Raw genomic sequence first — 14,015 nt, forward strand, 5'->3', positions numbered from 1 at the left:
CCCTTCCCCTTATTTTAAGGCTTTAATATTCCAAATTTCAGCCGCATATTCTTTAATTGTGCGGTCACTCGAAAAATGTCCCGCTTTTGCAATGTTGACTGTACATTTCTCCAGCCATTGCTGTTTATTCTTATAAGCTTTGTCTACCTCATCTTGAATACAGGCATAGGAGTGAAAATCTTTTAGCAGGAAGTACTGGTCATTCTCCGTTAATAAGGAGTCGACAATTGGTTCAAATTCATTGAGATTTGTTGATAAATGGCCATTCTTCAGCTGGTCAACAACTTGATGAATTCGCTTATCATGATGATAATATTCAGCCGACTTGTATCCTCCATTTTTATATAATTCTAGCACTTGGTCTGCATTCATGCCGAATATAAAAATATTGTCATCGCCAACTAAATCCCTCATCTCAATATTAGCACCATCAAGTGTTCCAACAGTCAAAGCTCCGTTTATCATAAATTTCATATTTCCGGTACCAGATGCCTCTTTGCTTGCAGTAGAAATCTGTTCACTTACATCTGCAGCAGGAAAAATATGCTCTGCAAGGGAAACACGGTAATTCTCTAAAAACACAACCTTTATCTTGTCTTCAATTGCTTTATCTTGATTGATTTTATCGGCGACTGAATTGATGAGCTTGATGATTTTCTTCGCATAATAATAGCCTGGTGAAGCCTTCGCGCCAAATACAAATGTCCTAGGAGTAATAGGTAAGGATGGATTCTCTTTAATGCGGTTATATAGATGCATGATATGCAGGACATTCAATAACTGCCGCTTGTATGCATGCAGTCTTTTTACTTGAATATCAAAAATAGATTGCGGGTCAACTATAATTCCATTATTCTCCTTGATGATACGTGCTAATTTCCGTTTATTTTCCTGTTTTACTGCGTCAAGCTGCTCTAAAAAAACAGAGTCGTGCTTGTATTCTAACAGCTTCTCAAGGCTCGAAGGGGTTTGAACCCACTCTGTACCGATTGTATCACTGATAAGATCTGCAAGCTTAGGATTGGATTTAATCAGCCAGCGTCTATGGGTTATTCCATTTGTTTTATTGTTGAATTTTTCAGGGAAGATTTGATAGAAAGCAGCCATTTCCCTCTTTTTCAAAATCTCTGTATGAATTTCTGCCACGCCATTAACACTATGGCTTCCTACTAAAGCTAAGTGCGCCATCTTAACCATACCATGGGCGATGATAGCCATATTCTCAATCCGGCCGAAATCTCCTGGATATAGCTCCCATAGCTGTTTGCAAAAACGTTCATTTATCTCATCAATAATCATATAGATTCTAGGCAACAACGGCTGAAAAATAGAAATCGGCCATTTTTCCAATGCCTCAGAAAGGGTTGTATGATTTGTATAGGAAATAGCTCCTGTTGTTATGGTCCAAGCCTCTTCCCAGCTAAGCCCTTCTTTATCAAGCAATATCCTCATTAATTCCGGGATTGCCAATACAGGATGTGTATCATTTATATGGATGCTTACATGCTCATGAAACTCTTTTATGTCTTTATATTGCTGTTTGTAATCCTTGATGATAGACTGCAGGCTCGAAGAAACTAAAAAATATTGCTGTTTCAAGCGCAATATTTTACCTTCATCATGTGCATCATCAGGATAAAGAAACTCTGAAATCGCTTCTGTTTCTCTTTTGTATTTCATGATGTCCCCAACATCCTTAGCGAGCAGTGACGCAGGCTCTGCATTCCATAGCCTCAGCGTATTAACGGTACTGCTGCTATAACCGATAACAGGGATATCGTGAGGGACAGCCGTTACAGTTTCAGCATTTAAATGCCGAAACTGCAGTCTTCCATCCTTTTCAAACGAATCAATATTGCCCCAAAAGGAAATATCTACAGCTAGATCCTCTTTCCGGACTTCCCAAACCTGCCCTTGCTTTAACCATTGCTCTGGCAGTTCTAATTGATATCCATCGACAATTCTCTGCTCAAATAATCCATGCTTGTAACGGATTCCAAAGCCGTGGCCGGGAAGATTCAAGGTTGCCAATGAATCTAGGAAGCATGCAGCAAGCCTTCCCAGCCCTCCATTGCCAAGACCTGCATCACATTCAATTTCTTCTACGTCTAGCAGGTCGATTCCTAATTCAGAAAGCCCCTCTTCCACTACTTTATCAATTCCTAAGTTAATTAAATTATGGTGCAGTAATCTGCCCAATAAGAATTCTATTGATAAGTAATACACTTGTTTTCCTTTATTTCTGCGGTAAAGCTCATTTGTATTAATCCAATCTCCGCTAACATACTCCCTGATCATATGTCCTAATGTCTGGAAGTGGTCGCTGCTGGTACAATCTTCAAACGGTTTGCCGTAAGTCATCTCAAGCTTTTGCAAAAAATAAGTCTTAAAATTTTCTTTGTTAGAAAACATGTGTTTCACTCCTTGAGATAAGCTCAGCATATAGTTGGTTATATTTAAATGCTGACTGTGCCCAGCTATTGTCCATTGTCATTGCATTTTTGACAATAGTGCTCCATACGTCTTTGTCATGATAGAATTGCAGGGCTCTTCGGATAGTATAGAGCATGTCGTGAGCATTGAAGTTAGTGAAACTAAAACCATTTCCGCTATTAGTAAGTTCATTGTATGAAAACACTGTGTCATTTAATCCCCCTGTCTCCCTGACAATTGGGATATTCCCGTACTGCAATGCAATCAGCTGGCCTAGCCCACATGGTTCAAACTTGGATGGCATAAGGAACAGGTCTGCACCGGCATATATCTTATGTGCCAAGCTTTCATCAAAACCAATATATGCTTTGCATTTATCGGGATATTTGAACTCCATTTCTCTAAAGAAATTCTCAAATTCAGCATCTCCTGTGCCCAGCACAAGAAATTGCACATCCTCCTCCATGATTTCATGGAAGACATGCCGTACTAACTCAAGCCCTTTTTGGCTGGTCAGCCTCGTTATCATTGATATCATTGGAATGGACGCATCCTCTTTTAATCCAAACAGCTTTTGGACTTCAAGTTTATTTTGGACCTTTCCACTAATATTTGTATTCGAGTATTTTTGAATAATGACATCATCTGTTGCAGGATTGTATACTTCTTCGTCTATTCCATTGATGATACCATTTAAGTCACTCTGCCTTAAATGTAAAAGCTGGTTGAGCTTTTCTCCGTAATAGTCTGTTTGTATTTCATTCATATATGTTGGGCTGACAGTTGTTATTTTGTCAGAAGCAATTAAGGCGGCCTTCATAAAGTTGACATTTCCATAAAACTCTAGCTGATCTGTTGTAAAGTAATCATCATTTAAGTTCAGCATATCTCCAAGGGCCCCTCTTGGCATAATCCCTTGGAACTGAAGATTATGTATAGTAAATACTGTCTTAATCTGACTGTATTCTCGTCTCCATTTATAATCCACATTCAGCAGGAACGGAATCATTGCCGTATGCCAATCATGACAATGGATAATATCTGGATAATAAGATAGATAGGAGAGGCTTTCTAAGACAGCCCTGTTAAAGAATGAGAACCTTTCTCCATCATCGAAATAGCCGTATAGCCCCGGCCTTTTAAAGTAGTATTCATTGTCTATAAAATAAAAAGTGATGCCGTCTTGCTCGAGCTTTTCGATGCCGCAGTATTGATTTCTCCACCCTACCTGCACACGGAAGTCCATTACCTTCTCCAAGTCTTTTAGTAACTTCTCGGGAATGTCCCGATACTTTGGCATAATGATCGTTACCTCTGTTCCTTGTTTCACAAGCTCTTTCGGAAGAGAACCGGCAACATCAGCCAGTCCTCCAGATTTGATAAATGGTACACATTCTGATACTGCAAACATTACTTTCACGAATTCATCAACGCTCCTTGCACTGTCCCTTTTCTAACGACAAATGGTGTATTTTTGCTGCCTGTCATAACCGTTTCATTTCCTACCATAACATCTTTATCTAAAATTACATTTTCTAATACACAATCATCCCCAATAGAGCATTTTTGCATGATGATGCAGTTTTTAAGGCGTGAACCTTTGCCAATTTTCACAGCCCTAGAAATAATGCTGTTTTCTACATCTCCTTCAATAATGCAGCCATTAGCGATCATTGAGTTTTTCACTTCTCCTGTACTCGTATAGCGGGTAGGTGGTTCATCCTTCACCTTTGTAAAGATTGGCCTTTCCTTAATGAAAAGCTGATTCCACGTTTCTGCACGCAATATTTCTTTACTTACTTCAAAATAAGCAGAAATAGAGTCGATTTTTTCCGCATAACCGTTGAATTCATAGTGGCAGATTTTATATTCATGATTGAGGTCAAGCATGACATCCTTCATGCATGTATAGCCTGTAATATCTCTTGTTAAGATTAAGTCTATTAATAGAGATTTCTTGATTAAATATATTTCTAATGAATCTCCATTGTTGGTGATTTCAGTGATATCACAGCCAGAGGTAAGATGGCGTATTAGGACGGGGTTAAAGTCCATGTTAAAAACAGTAAAGCAATTTGCTACTAAAGCATATTCCTGTTTGCTTCGATAAAAATAATCCATATTTGCGGCAAACTGATTAAAAGATCCTATTCCTTCACTATCTCCATCCGTAATGGATGCTGGAAAGAAAAATAATCCGTCTCTTTTTCTGTCTAAGTCCCAATTTTTCCCGGACCCAAGATGATCCATTAATGATCGGTATTGGTACTTTGGAAAGATAGCGACACTGCCTATTCCTGAATTAACCATATTAGAAAGGACGAAATCAATAAGCCTATATCTCCCTCCAATTGGTAAGGCAGCGAGTGTCCTATGTGAAATTAATTCCTCCAAATCATGTTGATATGTTGTAGCATCAATTACCCCTAGCATTGTTCTTAACACTAAAAACCCCTCCCTAGTCTCTGTTGTTAATCAGGATATAAACGCACTAACCATTTCTTCTGTTACGAGCACAACGTCGTTATTACCTTCTTTTGGCTTAATAACCATTCCATCCGGTATCTCGATATCTGACGGAACGATTGCCTTTTCGATATAAGTATTTTCGCCAATCCGAGCATCGGGCATAATAACAGAGCTTCGGACGATTGAACCTGTTCCTACATTTACACCTTGAAAAACAATGGATTTTTCAATATTGCCACTAATCGTGCAGCCTTCATTTATTAATGACTCTTTAACTATTGCATCACTAGAAATATATTGGGGCGGATGGTTAGGATTAACTGTGTAAATTCTCCAATTATAATCTGATATATTCAGTTCACTAGAATTATCTAACAAGTCCATATTGGCTTCCCACAAGCTTTGGACTGTACCAACATCCTTCCAATAGCCTTTGAATGGGTAAGCGACTACTTTCCGTTTCTTCTCAATCAGCATCGGTATAATATCTTTTCCGAAGTCATGGGTTGAATGGCTGTTTTTATCATCCTCTTCCAGCAATTCCTTCAGCACTTTCCACTTAAAGATGTAAATGCCCATGGAAGCGAGATTGTTCTTCGGCTTTTTTGGTTTTTCTTCAAACTCAATGATATCCATCTCTTCATTCGTGTTCATGATACCGAACCTGCTTGCCTCACTCCATGGCACCTCTATAACAGAAATAGAAGCATCTGCCTGCTTCTGAATATGATAGTCTAACATCCATTCATAATTCATCTTGTATATGTGGTCACCTGAAAGAATCAGCACATATTCTGGATCATATTGAGAGAGATAATTTTGATTTTGGTAAATGGCACTGGCTGTGCCTGTATACCATTTCACCTCTGATGATTCGCTGTATGGAGGCAGCACAGTGACACCTCCATTTACCCTATCCAAATCCCAGGCACTGCCAATTCCGATATAGGAATTTAACACAAGAGGTTGATATTGTGTCAGCACACCTACTGTTTCAATTCCTGAATTGGAGCAATTACTCAAAGTAAAATCAATAATACGATACTTACCTCCGAATGGAATGGCTGGCTTTGCCAGCTTTTTTGTCAAAGAGTAAAGTCTACTTCCCTTTCCTCCCGCTAATAGCATTGCGACGCACCGTTTCTTTCCCATTCTCTTTTCTCCCCTTCCGATGTTGAACAGGCCGTAATATGATGATGCTAAAAGCTGGAATCGTCACTGGAACGGAATATGGCTTTCCGTGGAACGAAGTCTCATTGGCCTTTATCATTTTTTTATTTATATAGTTGGCTCCTCCAAACCTCTCATCATCGCTGTTCAATATCTCTCTATAGCTGCCAGCCTTTGGTACGCCAATTAAATAATTCTCATAAGTTTGATAAGTAAAGTTGCAGATAACTACTAGGAAATCTTCCTCCTTTTCTCCTTGTCTAATAAAGGAGAAAACAGATTGTTCATGGTTGTTAGCATCAATCCAATCAAATCCTTCGTGGAGATGATCCAATTCATACAGGGGTTTAGAGCGTTTATACAGCTTCAGCACTTCTTTGAAAAATACATTTGCCTTTTCATGCATTTCATAATCCATCAGCATCCAATCAAGCTGTTCTTTATCCTTCCACTCTGAAAACTGTGCAAGCTCTGCTCCCATAAATAATAGTTTCTTTCCTGGGTGTGTCATCATATATCCGATTAATAAACGGAACTGCGCAAATTTTTGCCAATAATCACCAGGCATTTTATTTAGGAGCGATTTTTTTCCATGAACAACTTCATCATGGGAAAGAGGTAAAGCAAAATTCTCCGAAAAAGCATAGAGCAAAGAAAAAGTAATTTTATTGTGCTCATGTTTTCTATTGGCTGAGTCTGTTTCCATATATGACAGTAAATCATTCATCCAACCCATATTCCATTTATAATGAAATCCTAGACCTCCATAATGTACTGGAGCAGTAACTTGGGGTAGATCGCTTGAATCCTCTGCAAACATCAGAACGGTAGGATCATATTGACAGACGGTTGTGTTTAGCTTTCTTAAGAATTCAACTCCAAATGGGTTAAGCGAATTCTCGCCAGAGTTTGGCCAGTAAATAATATTAGAAACTGCATCAACCCTAAAACCATCAACATGAAAATAATCCATCCAAAAGATCGCGTTGGAAATTAAAAAGCTATGTACTTCCATTCTTCCTAAATCAAAGTTTGCTGTTCCCCATACAAGATTTTCCCTGTCATTAGCATTCGGGTAGTCAAATTGGCTGGAGCCGTCAAATTGATATAAGCCATGAGCATCCTTGCAAAAATGTCCTGGAGCCCAATCTAACAGAACTCCCAGCCCATTCTGATGACATTGATCCACAAAATACATAAAATCCTTCGGCTCGCCAAATCTACTCGTCGCAGAGTAATACCCAGTGCCTTGATATCCCCAGGAAATATCTAAAGGATGTTCTACTATTGGCAGTATTTCTATATGGGTAAATCCAAGCTCGATTACATAAGGGATAAGCTCATCTGCTAATTCTCGGTATGTATAAAGAGATCCGTCTTCTTTCAGTTTCCAAGATCCTAGATGTACTTCATAAATAGAAACCGGCTCTTTCAAAAAATTTTTTTTCTTCTTTCTTTGAATCCATCTTGCATCATTCCATTTGTAACCTTCCAATGAATAGACGATAGATGCGGTGTTCGGCCTCACTTCCGAATAAAAGGCAAAAGGATCAGCCTTCAAGTGCTTCCTCCCATCCTGACCAGTGATTTCATACTTATATAAAGCTCCGGTCAAATCTTTGGAAATACTGATATGCCATATTCCTTCTTTATTTATTCTTTGAAGGTCATACTGTTCACCTTGCCAATTATTGAAATCTCCTACTAAACGAACAGTCTTAGCATTCGGTGCCCACACACAAAATACCGTACAAATTTCTCCGTTCTCTTCCTTTACATGAGATCCAAACAATTGATAGCTTTCAAATAGATTGCCTTCATGAAATAAATGCTGCTGAAATTCAGTTGGGAATACTGTCTCCACATTCATCCTACTTTCTATGACTATTGATTTGATTCGACTGCAAAAAAAATATAATTTGTACAAACCGTTTTCCCTTTTTTGCTAGTTTTAAAACTATATGATTAAAAAGGGGAAGCAATTCGAAAAAGGATAAAATTATTCATTTAAATGTAATATTCTATTAACATTAATCTAAATCCTTTTTAAGTTTTTTTAAAATTTTATGACAATAAATAACTTTTTATGTTTGCTCTCCGAAAAATAGCAGTGGATTTTTATAACATAGTTTACATTCATTTAAGAAAGGATATTAAAGTAAGAAATAAAGGAGGGATTTGCTGATGAGTAAAAGCGAAGAAGAATATCTTTTAGAACAAAATCAAAAAGATCCTAGTCCCTATTTTGATGCACCAGACAAGAAGATTCTAGCCGCAGATATTTTCCGAGGTCCTCACACAGGAATGTTCTCTGATTTTGACCTGAATAATCCTGGTCAAAAGCTGATGACAGACAGGGACAAGCTTGAGGAAGATATAAAGAAGGGTAACTTTTAGCACTAAATAGCTTATGTCTATCTATGCTGATATAAGCCTAGACTTTTATAAAATAAAGTCTATCTTTTTGAGTTATCCACAGGCATAAGCTAAAAAAAACAATAGAAAGAGCTGTTGGCAATATACCAACAGCTCTTTCTATTGTAAGTATGACCCATACGGGATTCGAACCCGTGTTACCGCCGTGAAAGGGCGGTGTCTTAACCGCTTGACCAATGGGCCGTCTGGCGGAGAAGGAGGGATTTGAACCCTCGCGCCGCTTACGCGACCTACACCCTTAGCAGGGGCGCCTCTTCAGCCTCTTGAGTACTTCCCCAAAAAAATGGCTCCGCAGGTAGGATTCGAACCTACGACCGCTCGGTTAACAGCCGAGTGCTCTACCACTGAGCTACTGCGGAACAATAATATGGTGGGCCTAAATGGACTCGAACCATCGACCTCACGCTTATCAGGCGTGCGCTCTAACCAGCTGAGCTATAGGCCCATATATTGGAGCGGGTGATGAGAATCGAACTCACGACATCAGCTTGGAAGGCTGAGGTTTTACCATTAAACTACACCCGCGTTATTAAATTTAAAATATGGGGCGACTGATGGGAATCGAACCCACGAATGTCGGAGCCACAATCCGATGCGTTAACCACTTCGCCACAACCGCCATCATGTTAATCTATTATAATCATGATATTAATGGTGGCTCAGGACGGAATCGAACCGCCGACACAAGGATTTTCAGTCCTTTGCTCTACCGACTGAGCTACTGAGCCTTTATACTTTTTTTGAAAAATGGCGGTCCGGACGGGACTCGAACCCGCGACCTCCTGCGTGACAGGCAGGCATTCTAACCAACTGAACTACCGGACCAGATTGCGGGGACAGGATTTGAACCTGCGACCTTCGGGTTATGAGCCCGACGAGCTACCAGACTGCTCCACCCCGCGATAATAATATTCAAATACTTCAAAAATGGAGGAGGAAAGGGGATTCGAACCCCTGCGCGGTTTGACCCGCCTGTCGGTTTTCAAGACCGATCCCTTCAGCCGGACTTGGGTATTCCTCCTCGATATGATGGTGGACCTTGTAGGACTCGAACCTACGACCGGACGGTTATGAGCCGTCTGCTCTAACCAACTGAGCTAAAGGTCCAAACAAGTTCCTAAATAATATGGTAGCGGCAGAGGGGATCGAACCCCCGACCTCACGGGTATGAACCGTACGCTCTAGCCAGCTGAGCTACGCCGCCATTATTCAGTATTAATTAAAATTGGTGGAGCCTAGCGGGATCGAACCGCTGACCTCCTGCGTGCAAGGCAGGCGCTCTCCCAGCTGAGCTAAGGCCCCAATTTTTATGGAGTAACATACATGGTCGGGAAGACAGGATTCGAACCTGCGACCCCTTGGTCCCAAACCAAGTGCTCTACCAAGCTGAGCTACTTCCCGTATATGGCGCGCCCGAAAGGAGTCGAACCCATAACCTTCTGATCCGTAGTCAGACGCTCTATCCAATTGAGCTACGGGCGCTAATTTTTAAAGTAACAATGGTGCCGAGGACCGGAATCGAACCGGTACGGTAGTCACCTACCGCAGGATTTTAAGTCCTGTGCGTCTGCCAGTTCCGCCACCCCGGCATTGTTTTTTTAAAAATGGAGCGGAAGACGAGGTTCGAACTCGCGACCCCCACCTTGGCAAGGTGGTGTTCTACCACTGAACTACTTCCGCTTGTGTATTAAATTAAATGGTGCGGGTGAAGGGAGTCGAACCCCCACGCCTTGCGGCGCTAGATCCTAAGTCTAGTGCGTCTGCCAATTCCGCCACACCCGCATAATGGTGAGTCATGCAGGATTCGAACCTGCGACCCTCTGATTAAAAGTCAGATGCTCTACCAACTGAGCTAATGACTCATCTCGTTTTACAAAGAATGGTGCCGACGAGAGGACTTGAACCCCCAACCTACTGATTACAAGTCAGTTGCTCTACCAATTGAGCTACATCGGCGTATTATGGTGGAGGATGACGGGATCGAACCGCCGACCCTCTGCTTGTAAGGCAGATGCTCTCCCAGCTGAGCTAATCCTCCATTGTATGCCTGGCGACGTCCTACTCTCACAGGAGGAGAACCTCCAACTACCATCGGCGCTGAGAAGCTTAACTTCCGTGTTCGGTATGGGAACGGGTGTGACCTTCTCGCTATCGCCACCAGACTTTTTTTTAAAAGACAAGTATTATTATAACCTATCTAATTAGTTTTTGCAACACTTTTTTCAAAGTTTTTTTCAGAGAATTTATTCCCTGAAAACTAGATTATGTTGTAAGAAGAAAGAATGAGTAATCATTTATTAGTTAAGTCCTCGATCTATTAGTATTTGTCAGCTCCACGTGTCACCACGCTTCCACCTCAAACCTATCAACCTGATCATCTTTCAGGGATCTTACTAGCTTACGCTATGGGAAATCTCATCTTGAGGGGGGCTTCATGCTTAGATGCTTTCAGCACTTATCCCTTCCGCACATAGCTACCCAGCTATGCCTTTGGCAAGACAACTGGTACACCAGCGGTGCGTCCATCCCGGTCCTCTCGTACTAAGGACAGCTCCTCTCAAATTTCCTACGCCCACGACGGATAGGGACCGAACTGTCTCACGACGTTCTGAACCCAGCTCGCGTACCGCTTTAATGGGCGAACAGCCCAACCCTTGGGACCGACTACAGCCCCAGGATGCGATGAGCCGACATCGAGGTGCCAAACCTCCCCGTCGATGTGGACTCTTGGGGGAGATAAGCCTGTTATCCCCGGGGTAGCTTTTATCCGTTGAGCGATGGCCCTTCCATGCGGAACCACCGGATCACTAAGCCCGACTTTCGTCCCTGCTCGACTTGTAGGTCTCGCAGTCAAGCTCCCTTGTGCCTTTACACTCTACGAATGATTTCCAACCATTCTGAGGGAACCTTTGGGCGCCTCCGTTACTTTTTAGGAGGCGACCGCCCCAGTCAAACTGCCCACCTGACACTGTCTCCCACCCCGATAAGGGGTGCGGGTTAGAATGTCAATACAGCCAGGGTAGTATCCCACCAATGCCTCCACCGAAGCTGGCGCTCCGGCTTCCAAGGCTCCTACCTATCCTGTACAAGCTGTACCAAAATTCAATATCAGGCTACAGTAAAGCTCCACGGGGTCTTTCCGTCCTGTCGCGGGTAACCTGCATCTTCACAGGTACTATAATTTCACCGAGTCTCTCGTTGAGACAGTGCCCAGATCGTTACACCTTTCGTGCGGGTCGGAACTTACCCGACAAGGAATTTCGCTACCTTAGGACCGTTATAGTTACGGCCGCCGTTTACTGGGGCTTCAATTCAGAGCTTCGCGCGAACGCTAACCCCTCCTCTTAACCTTCCAGCACCGGGCAGGTGTCAGCCCCTATACTTCGCCTTACGGCTTCGCAGAGACCTGTGTTTTTGCTAAACAGTCGCCTGGGCCTATTCACTGCGGCTCTCTCGGGCTTGCACCCAAAAGAGCACCCCTTCTCCCGAAGTTACGGGGTCATTTTGCCGAGTTCCTTAACGAGAGTTCTCTCGCTCACCTTAGGATTCTCTCCTCGCCTACCTGTGTCGGTTTGCGGTACGGGCACCTTGAATCTCGCTAGAGGCTTTTCTTGGCAGTGTGGAATCAGGAACTTCGGTACTATATTTCCCTCGCCGTCACAGCTCCGCCTTCACGGTAATGGGATTTGCCTCATTACCAGCCTAACTGCTTGGACGTGCTAATCCAACAGCACGCTTACCCTATCCTCCTGCGTCCCCCCATCGCTCAAACGATTCATAAGGTGGTACAGGAATATCAACCTGTTGTCCATCGCCTACGCTCTTCAGCCTCGGCTTAGGTCCCGACTAACCCTGAGTGGACGAGCCTTCCTCAGGAAACCTTAGGCATTCGGTGGATGAGATTCTCACTCATCTTTCGCTACTCATACCGGCATTCTCACTTCTAAGCGCTCCACCAGTCCTTACGGTCTAGCTTCAACGCCCTTAGAACGCTCTCCTACCACTGACATCACTAGATGTCAATCCACAGCTTCGGTGATACGTTTAGCCCCGGTACATTTTCGGCGCAGAGTCACTCGACCAGTGAGCTATTACGCACTCTTTAAATGGTGGCTGCTTCTAAGCCAACATCCTGGTTGTCTAAGCAACTCCACATCCTTTTCCACTTAACGTATACTTTGGGACCTTAGCTGGTGGTCTGGGCTGTTTCCCTCTTGACTACGGATCTTATCACTCGCAGTCTGACTCCCAAGGATAAGTATTTGGCATTCGGAGTTTGTCTGAATTCGGTAACCCGATGGGGGCCCCTAGTCCAAACAGTGCTCTACCTCCAATACTCTTACCTTGAGGCTAGCCCTAAAGCTATTTCGGAGAGAACCAGCTATCTCCAAGTTCGATTGGAATTTCTCCGCTACCCACACCTCATCCCCGCACTTTTCAACGTGCGTGGGTTCGGGCCTCCATCCAGTGTTACCTGGACTTCACCCTGGACATGGGTAGATCACCTGGTTTCGGGTCTACGACCACATACTATTACGCCCTATTCAGACTCGCTTTCGCTGCGGCTCCGTCTCTTCAACTTAACCTCGCATGTAATCGTAACTCGCCGGTTCATTCTACAAAAGGCACGCTATCACCCATTAATGGGCTCTAACTACTTGTAGGCACACGGTTTCAGGATCTATTTCACTCCCCTTCCGGGGTGCTTTTCACCTTTCCCTCACGGTACTGGTTCACTATCGGTCACTAGGGAGTATTTAGCCTTGGGAGATGGTCCTCCCTGCTTCCGACGGGATTTCACGTGTCCCGCCGTACTCAGGATCCACTCAGGAGGGAACGAAGTTTCGACTACAGGGTTTTTACCTTCTATGACTGGCCTTTCCAGACCTATTCATCTACCCCGTTCCTTTGTAACTCCATGTAGAGTGTCCTACAACCCCAAGAGGCAAGCCTCTTGGTTTGGGCTAATCCCGTTTCGCTCGCCGCTACTCAGGGAATCGCGTTTGCTTTCTCTTCCTCCGGGTACTTAGATGTTTCAGTTCCCCGGGTCTGCCTTCTGTTACTCTATGTATTCAAGTAACGATACTATCCCATTACGGATAGTGGGTTCCCCCATTCGGAAATCTCCGGATCAAAGCTTACTTACAGCTCCCCGAAGCATATCGGTGTTAGTACCGTCCTTCATCGGCTCCTAGTGCCAAGGCATCCACCGTGCGCCCTTTCTAACTTAACTTATTCGGCTAAAGATAAACTTCGCATCTCTTCGTCAGCTCCCTCACTCCGCTCCTCACGTACTGTCGTACGCTCCGGTGCTCGTTTAGTCGCTTCCTCGACCTGCTCGTTTCTCTTTACCCTAAAATTCTACTAATAATAGAGAATCTAAGATGGCGATTACTCGGTTTCTTTCTTGGTTCTTACTATTCATAATCTAGTTTTCAAGGAACAAATTCGGCTAATGATGTTAATCATTACCCTGATGTTTTGAGGAATTGCTCCCTCAAAACTGA

General features: G+C 43.0%; 6 protein-coding genes, 21 tRNA genes and 2 rRNA genes. 1 reads left to right on the forward strand and 28 read right to left on the reverse strand.

The annotated features are described in order from the left end of the window. Window positions 1–9: 9 nt before the first annotated feature. Genes MKX82_RS15460 through glgB form a run of 5 tightly spaced genes read right to left on the reverse strand, consistent with a single transcriptional unit; the run spans window position 10 to window position 7,942 of the window. On the reverse strand, window positions 10–2,412 hold the full coding sequence (locus MKX82_RS15460; protein WP_251646798.1) for a glycogen/starch/alpha-glucan phosphorylase: 2,403 nt from the start codon (window positions 2,410–2,412) through the stop codon (window positions 10–12). After that, a complete protein-coding gene (glgA, locus tag MKX82_RS15465; protein ID WP_233317576.1) occupies window positions 2,402–3,853 on the reverse strand; it encodes a glycogen synthase GlgA in 1,452 nt (483 codons plus the stop codon). Before glgA ends, MKX82_RS15460 begins: the two co-directional genes overlap by 11 nt. Further along, on the reverse strand, window positions 3,850–4,878 hold the full coding sequence (locus tag MKX82_RS15470) for a sugar phosphate nucleotidyltransferase (protein ID WP_233317574.1): 1,029 nt from the start codon (window positions 4,876–4,878) through the stop codon (window positions 3,850–3,852). Before MKX82_RS15470 ends, glgA begins: the two co-directional genes overlap by 4 nt. 30 nt (window positions 4,879–4,908) lie before the next feature. Next, the gene (locus tag MKX82_RS15475) at window positions 4,909–6,054 is read right to left on the reverse strand and encodes a glucose-1-phosphate adenylyltransferase (protein WP_233317572.1); all 1,146 of its coding nucleotides are present in this window, start codon (window positions 6,052–6,054) and stop codon (window positions 4,909–4,911) included. Then, a complete protein-coding gene (gene glgB / locus MKX82_RS15480) occupies window positions 6,002–7,942 on the reverse strand; it encodes a 1,4-alpha-glucan branching protein GlgB (protein ID WP_233317570.1) in 1,941 nt (646 codons plus the stop codon). Before glgB ends, MKX82_RS15475 begins: the two co-directional genes overlap by 53 nt. A gap of 314 nt (window positions 7,943–8,256) precedes the next feature. Between glgB and MKX82_RS15485 the strand changes: the two genes are divergently transcribed. Then, the gene (locus MKX82_RS15485) at window positions 8,257–8,469 is read left to right on the forward strand and encodes a hypothetical protein (RefSeq protein ID WP_233317568.1); all 213 of its coding nucleotides are present in this window, start codon (window positions 8,257–8,259) and stop codon (window positions 8,467–8,469) included. Between the two features lie 150 nt (window positions 8,470–8,619). On the opposite strand, the gene MKX82_RS15490 is transcribed toward MKX82_RS15485, so the two are convergent. From MKX82_RS15490 to MKX82_RS15600, 23 genes are all read right to left on the reverse strand, one after another. Continuing rightward, window positions 8,620–8,691 (reverse strand) — tRNA-Glu (locus tag MKX82_RS15490). Between the two features lie 3 nt (window positions 8,692–8,694). Further along, window positions 8,695–8,785, reverse strand: a tRNA-Ser gene (locus MKX82_RS15495). A gap of 7 nt (window positions 8,786–8,792) precedes the next feature. Continuing rightward, a tRNA-Asn gene (locus tag MKX82_RS15500) sits at window positions 8,793–8,867 on the reverse strand. Window positions 8,868–8,876: 9 nt separating this feature from the next. Further along, a tRNA-Ile gene (locus tag MKX82_RS15505) sits at window positions 8,877–8,953 on the reverse strand. Between the two features lie 6 nt (window positions 8,954–8,959). Next, window positions 8,960–9,033: transfer RNA gene (locus tag MKX82_RS15510), tRNA-Gly, on the reverse strand. 18 nt (window positions 9,034–9,051) lie between these two features. Further along, a tRNA-His gene (locus MKX82_RS15515) sits at window positions 9,052–9,127 on the reverse strand. A gap of 33 nt (window positions 9,128–9,160) precedes the next feature. Next, a tRNA-Phe gene (locus MKX82_RS15520) sits at window positions 9,161–9,236 on the reverse strand. A 20-nt stretch (window positions 9,237–9,256) separates the two neighbouring features. Continuing rightward, window positions 9,257–9,333: transfer RNA gene (locus MKX82_RS15525), tRNA-Asp, on the reverse strand. A 3-nt stretch (window positions 9,334–9,336) separates the two neighbouring features. Next, window positions 9,337–9,410, reverse strand: a tRNA-Met gene (locus MKX82_RS15530). 26 nt (window positions 9,411–9,436) lie between these two features. After that, window positions 9,437–9,529: transfer RNA gene (locus tag MKX82_RS15535), tRNA-Ser, on the reverse strand. A 9-nt stretch (window positions 9,530–9,538) separates the two neighbouring features. Further along, a tRNA-Ile gene (locus tag MKX82_RS15540) sits at window positions 9,539–9,615 on the reverse strand. A 20-nt stretch (window positions 9,616–9,635) separates the two neighbouring features. After that, window positions 9,636–9,712: transfer RNA gene (locus MKX82_RS15545), tRNA-Met, on the reverse strand. A 22-nt stretch (window positions 9,713–9,734) separates the two neighbouring features. Beyond that, window positions 9,735–9,810 (reverse strand) — tRNA-Ala (locus MKX82_RS15550). 22 nt (window positions 9,811–9,832) lie between these two features. After that, window positions 9,833–9,909: transfer RNA gene (locus tag MKX82_RS15555), tRNA-Pro, on the reverse strand. A gap of 4 nt (window positions 9,910–9,913) precedes the next feature. Then, window positions 9,914–9,990, reverse strand: a tRNA-Arg gene (locus MKX82_RS15560). 18 nt (window positions 9,991–10,008) lie between these two features. Then, window positions 10,009–10,097, reverse strand: a tRNA-Leu gene (locus tag MKX82_RS15565). Window positions 10,098–10,113: 16 nt separating this feature from the next. Next, window positions 10,114–10,188: transfer RNA gene (locus tag MKX82_RS15570), tRNA-Gly, on the reverse strand. A 17-nt stretch (window positions 10,189–10,205) separates the two neighbouring features. Beyond that, window positions 10,206–10,290: transfer RNA gene (locus tag MKX82_RS15575), tRNA-Leu, on the reverse strand. A gap of 4 nt (window positions 10,291–10,294) precedes the next feature. Then, a tRNA-Lys gene (locus MKX82_RS15580) sits at window positions 10,295–10,370 on the reverse strand. Window positions 10,371–10,388: 18 nt separating this feature from the next. Then, window positions 10,389–10,464: transfer RNA gene (locus MKX82_RS15585), tRNA-Thr, on the reverse strand. A gap of 6 nt (window positions 10,465–10,470) precedes the next feature. Continuing rightward, window positions 10,471–10,546: transfer RNA gene (locus MKX82_RS15590), tRNA-Val, on the reverse strand. Window positions 10,547–10,553: 7 nt separating this feature from the next. Then, window positions 10,554–10,670 (reverse strand): 5S ribosomal RNA (gene rrf / locus MKX82_RS15595). Between the two features lie 135 nt (window positions 10,671–10,805). Then, window positions 10,806–13,741: ribosomal RNA gene (locus MKX82_RS15600) — 23S ribosomal RNA — on the reverse strand. Window positions 13,742–14,015: the final 274 nt, after the last annotated feature.

Origin of the sequence: Niallia sp. FSL R7-0271 (assembly GCF_038005785.1) — a bacterium.
Lineage (GTDB): Bacteria > Bacillota > Bacilli > Bacillales > Cytobacillaceae > Niallia.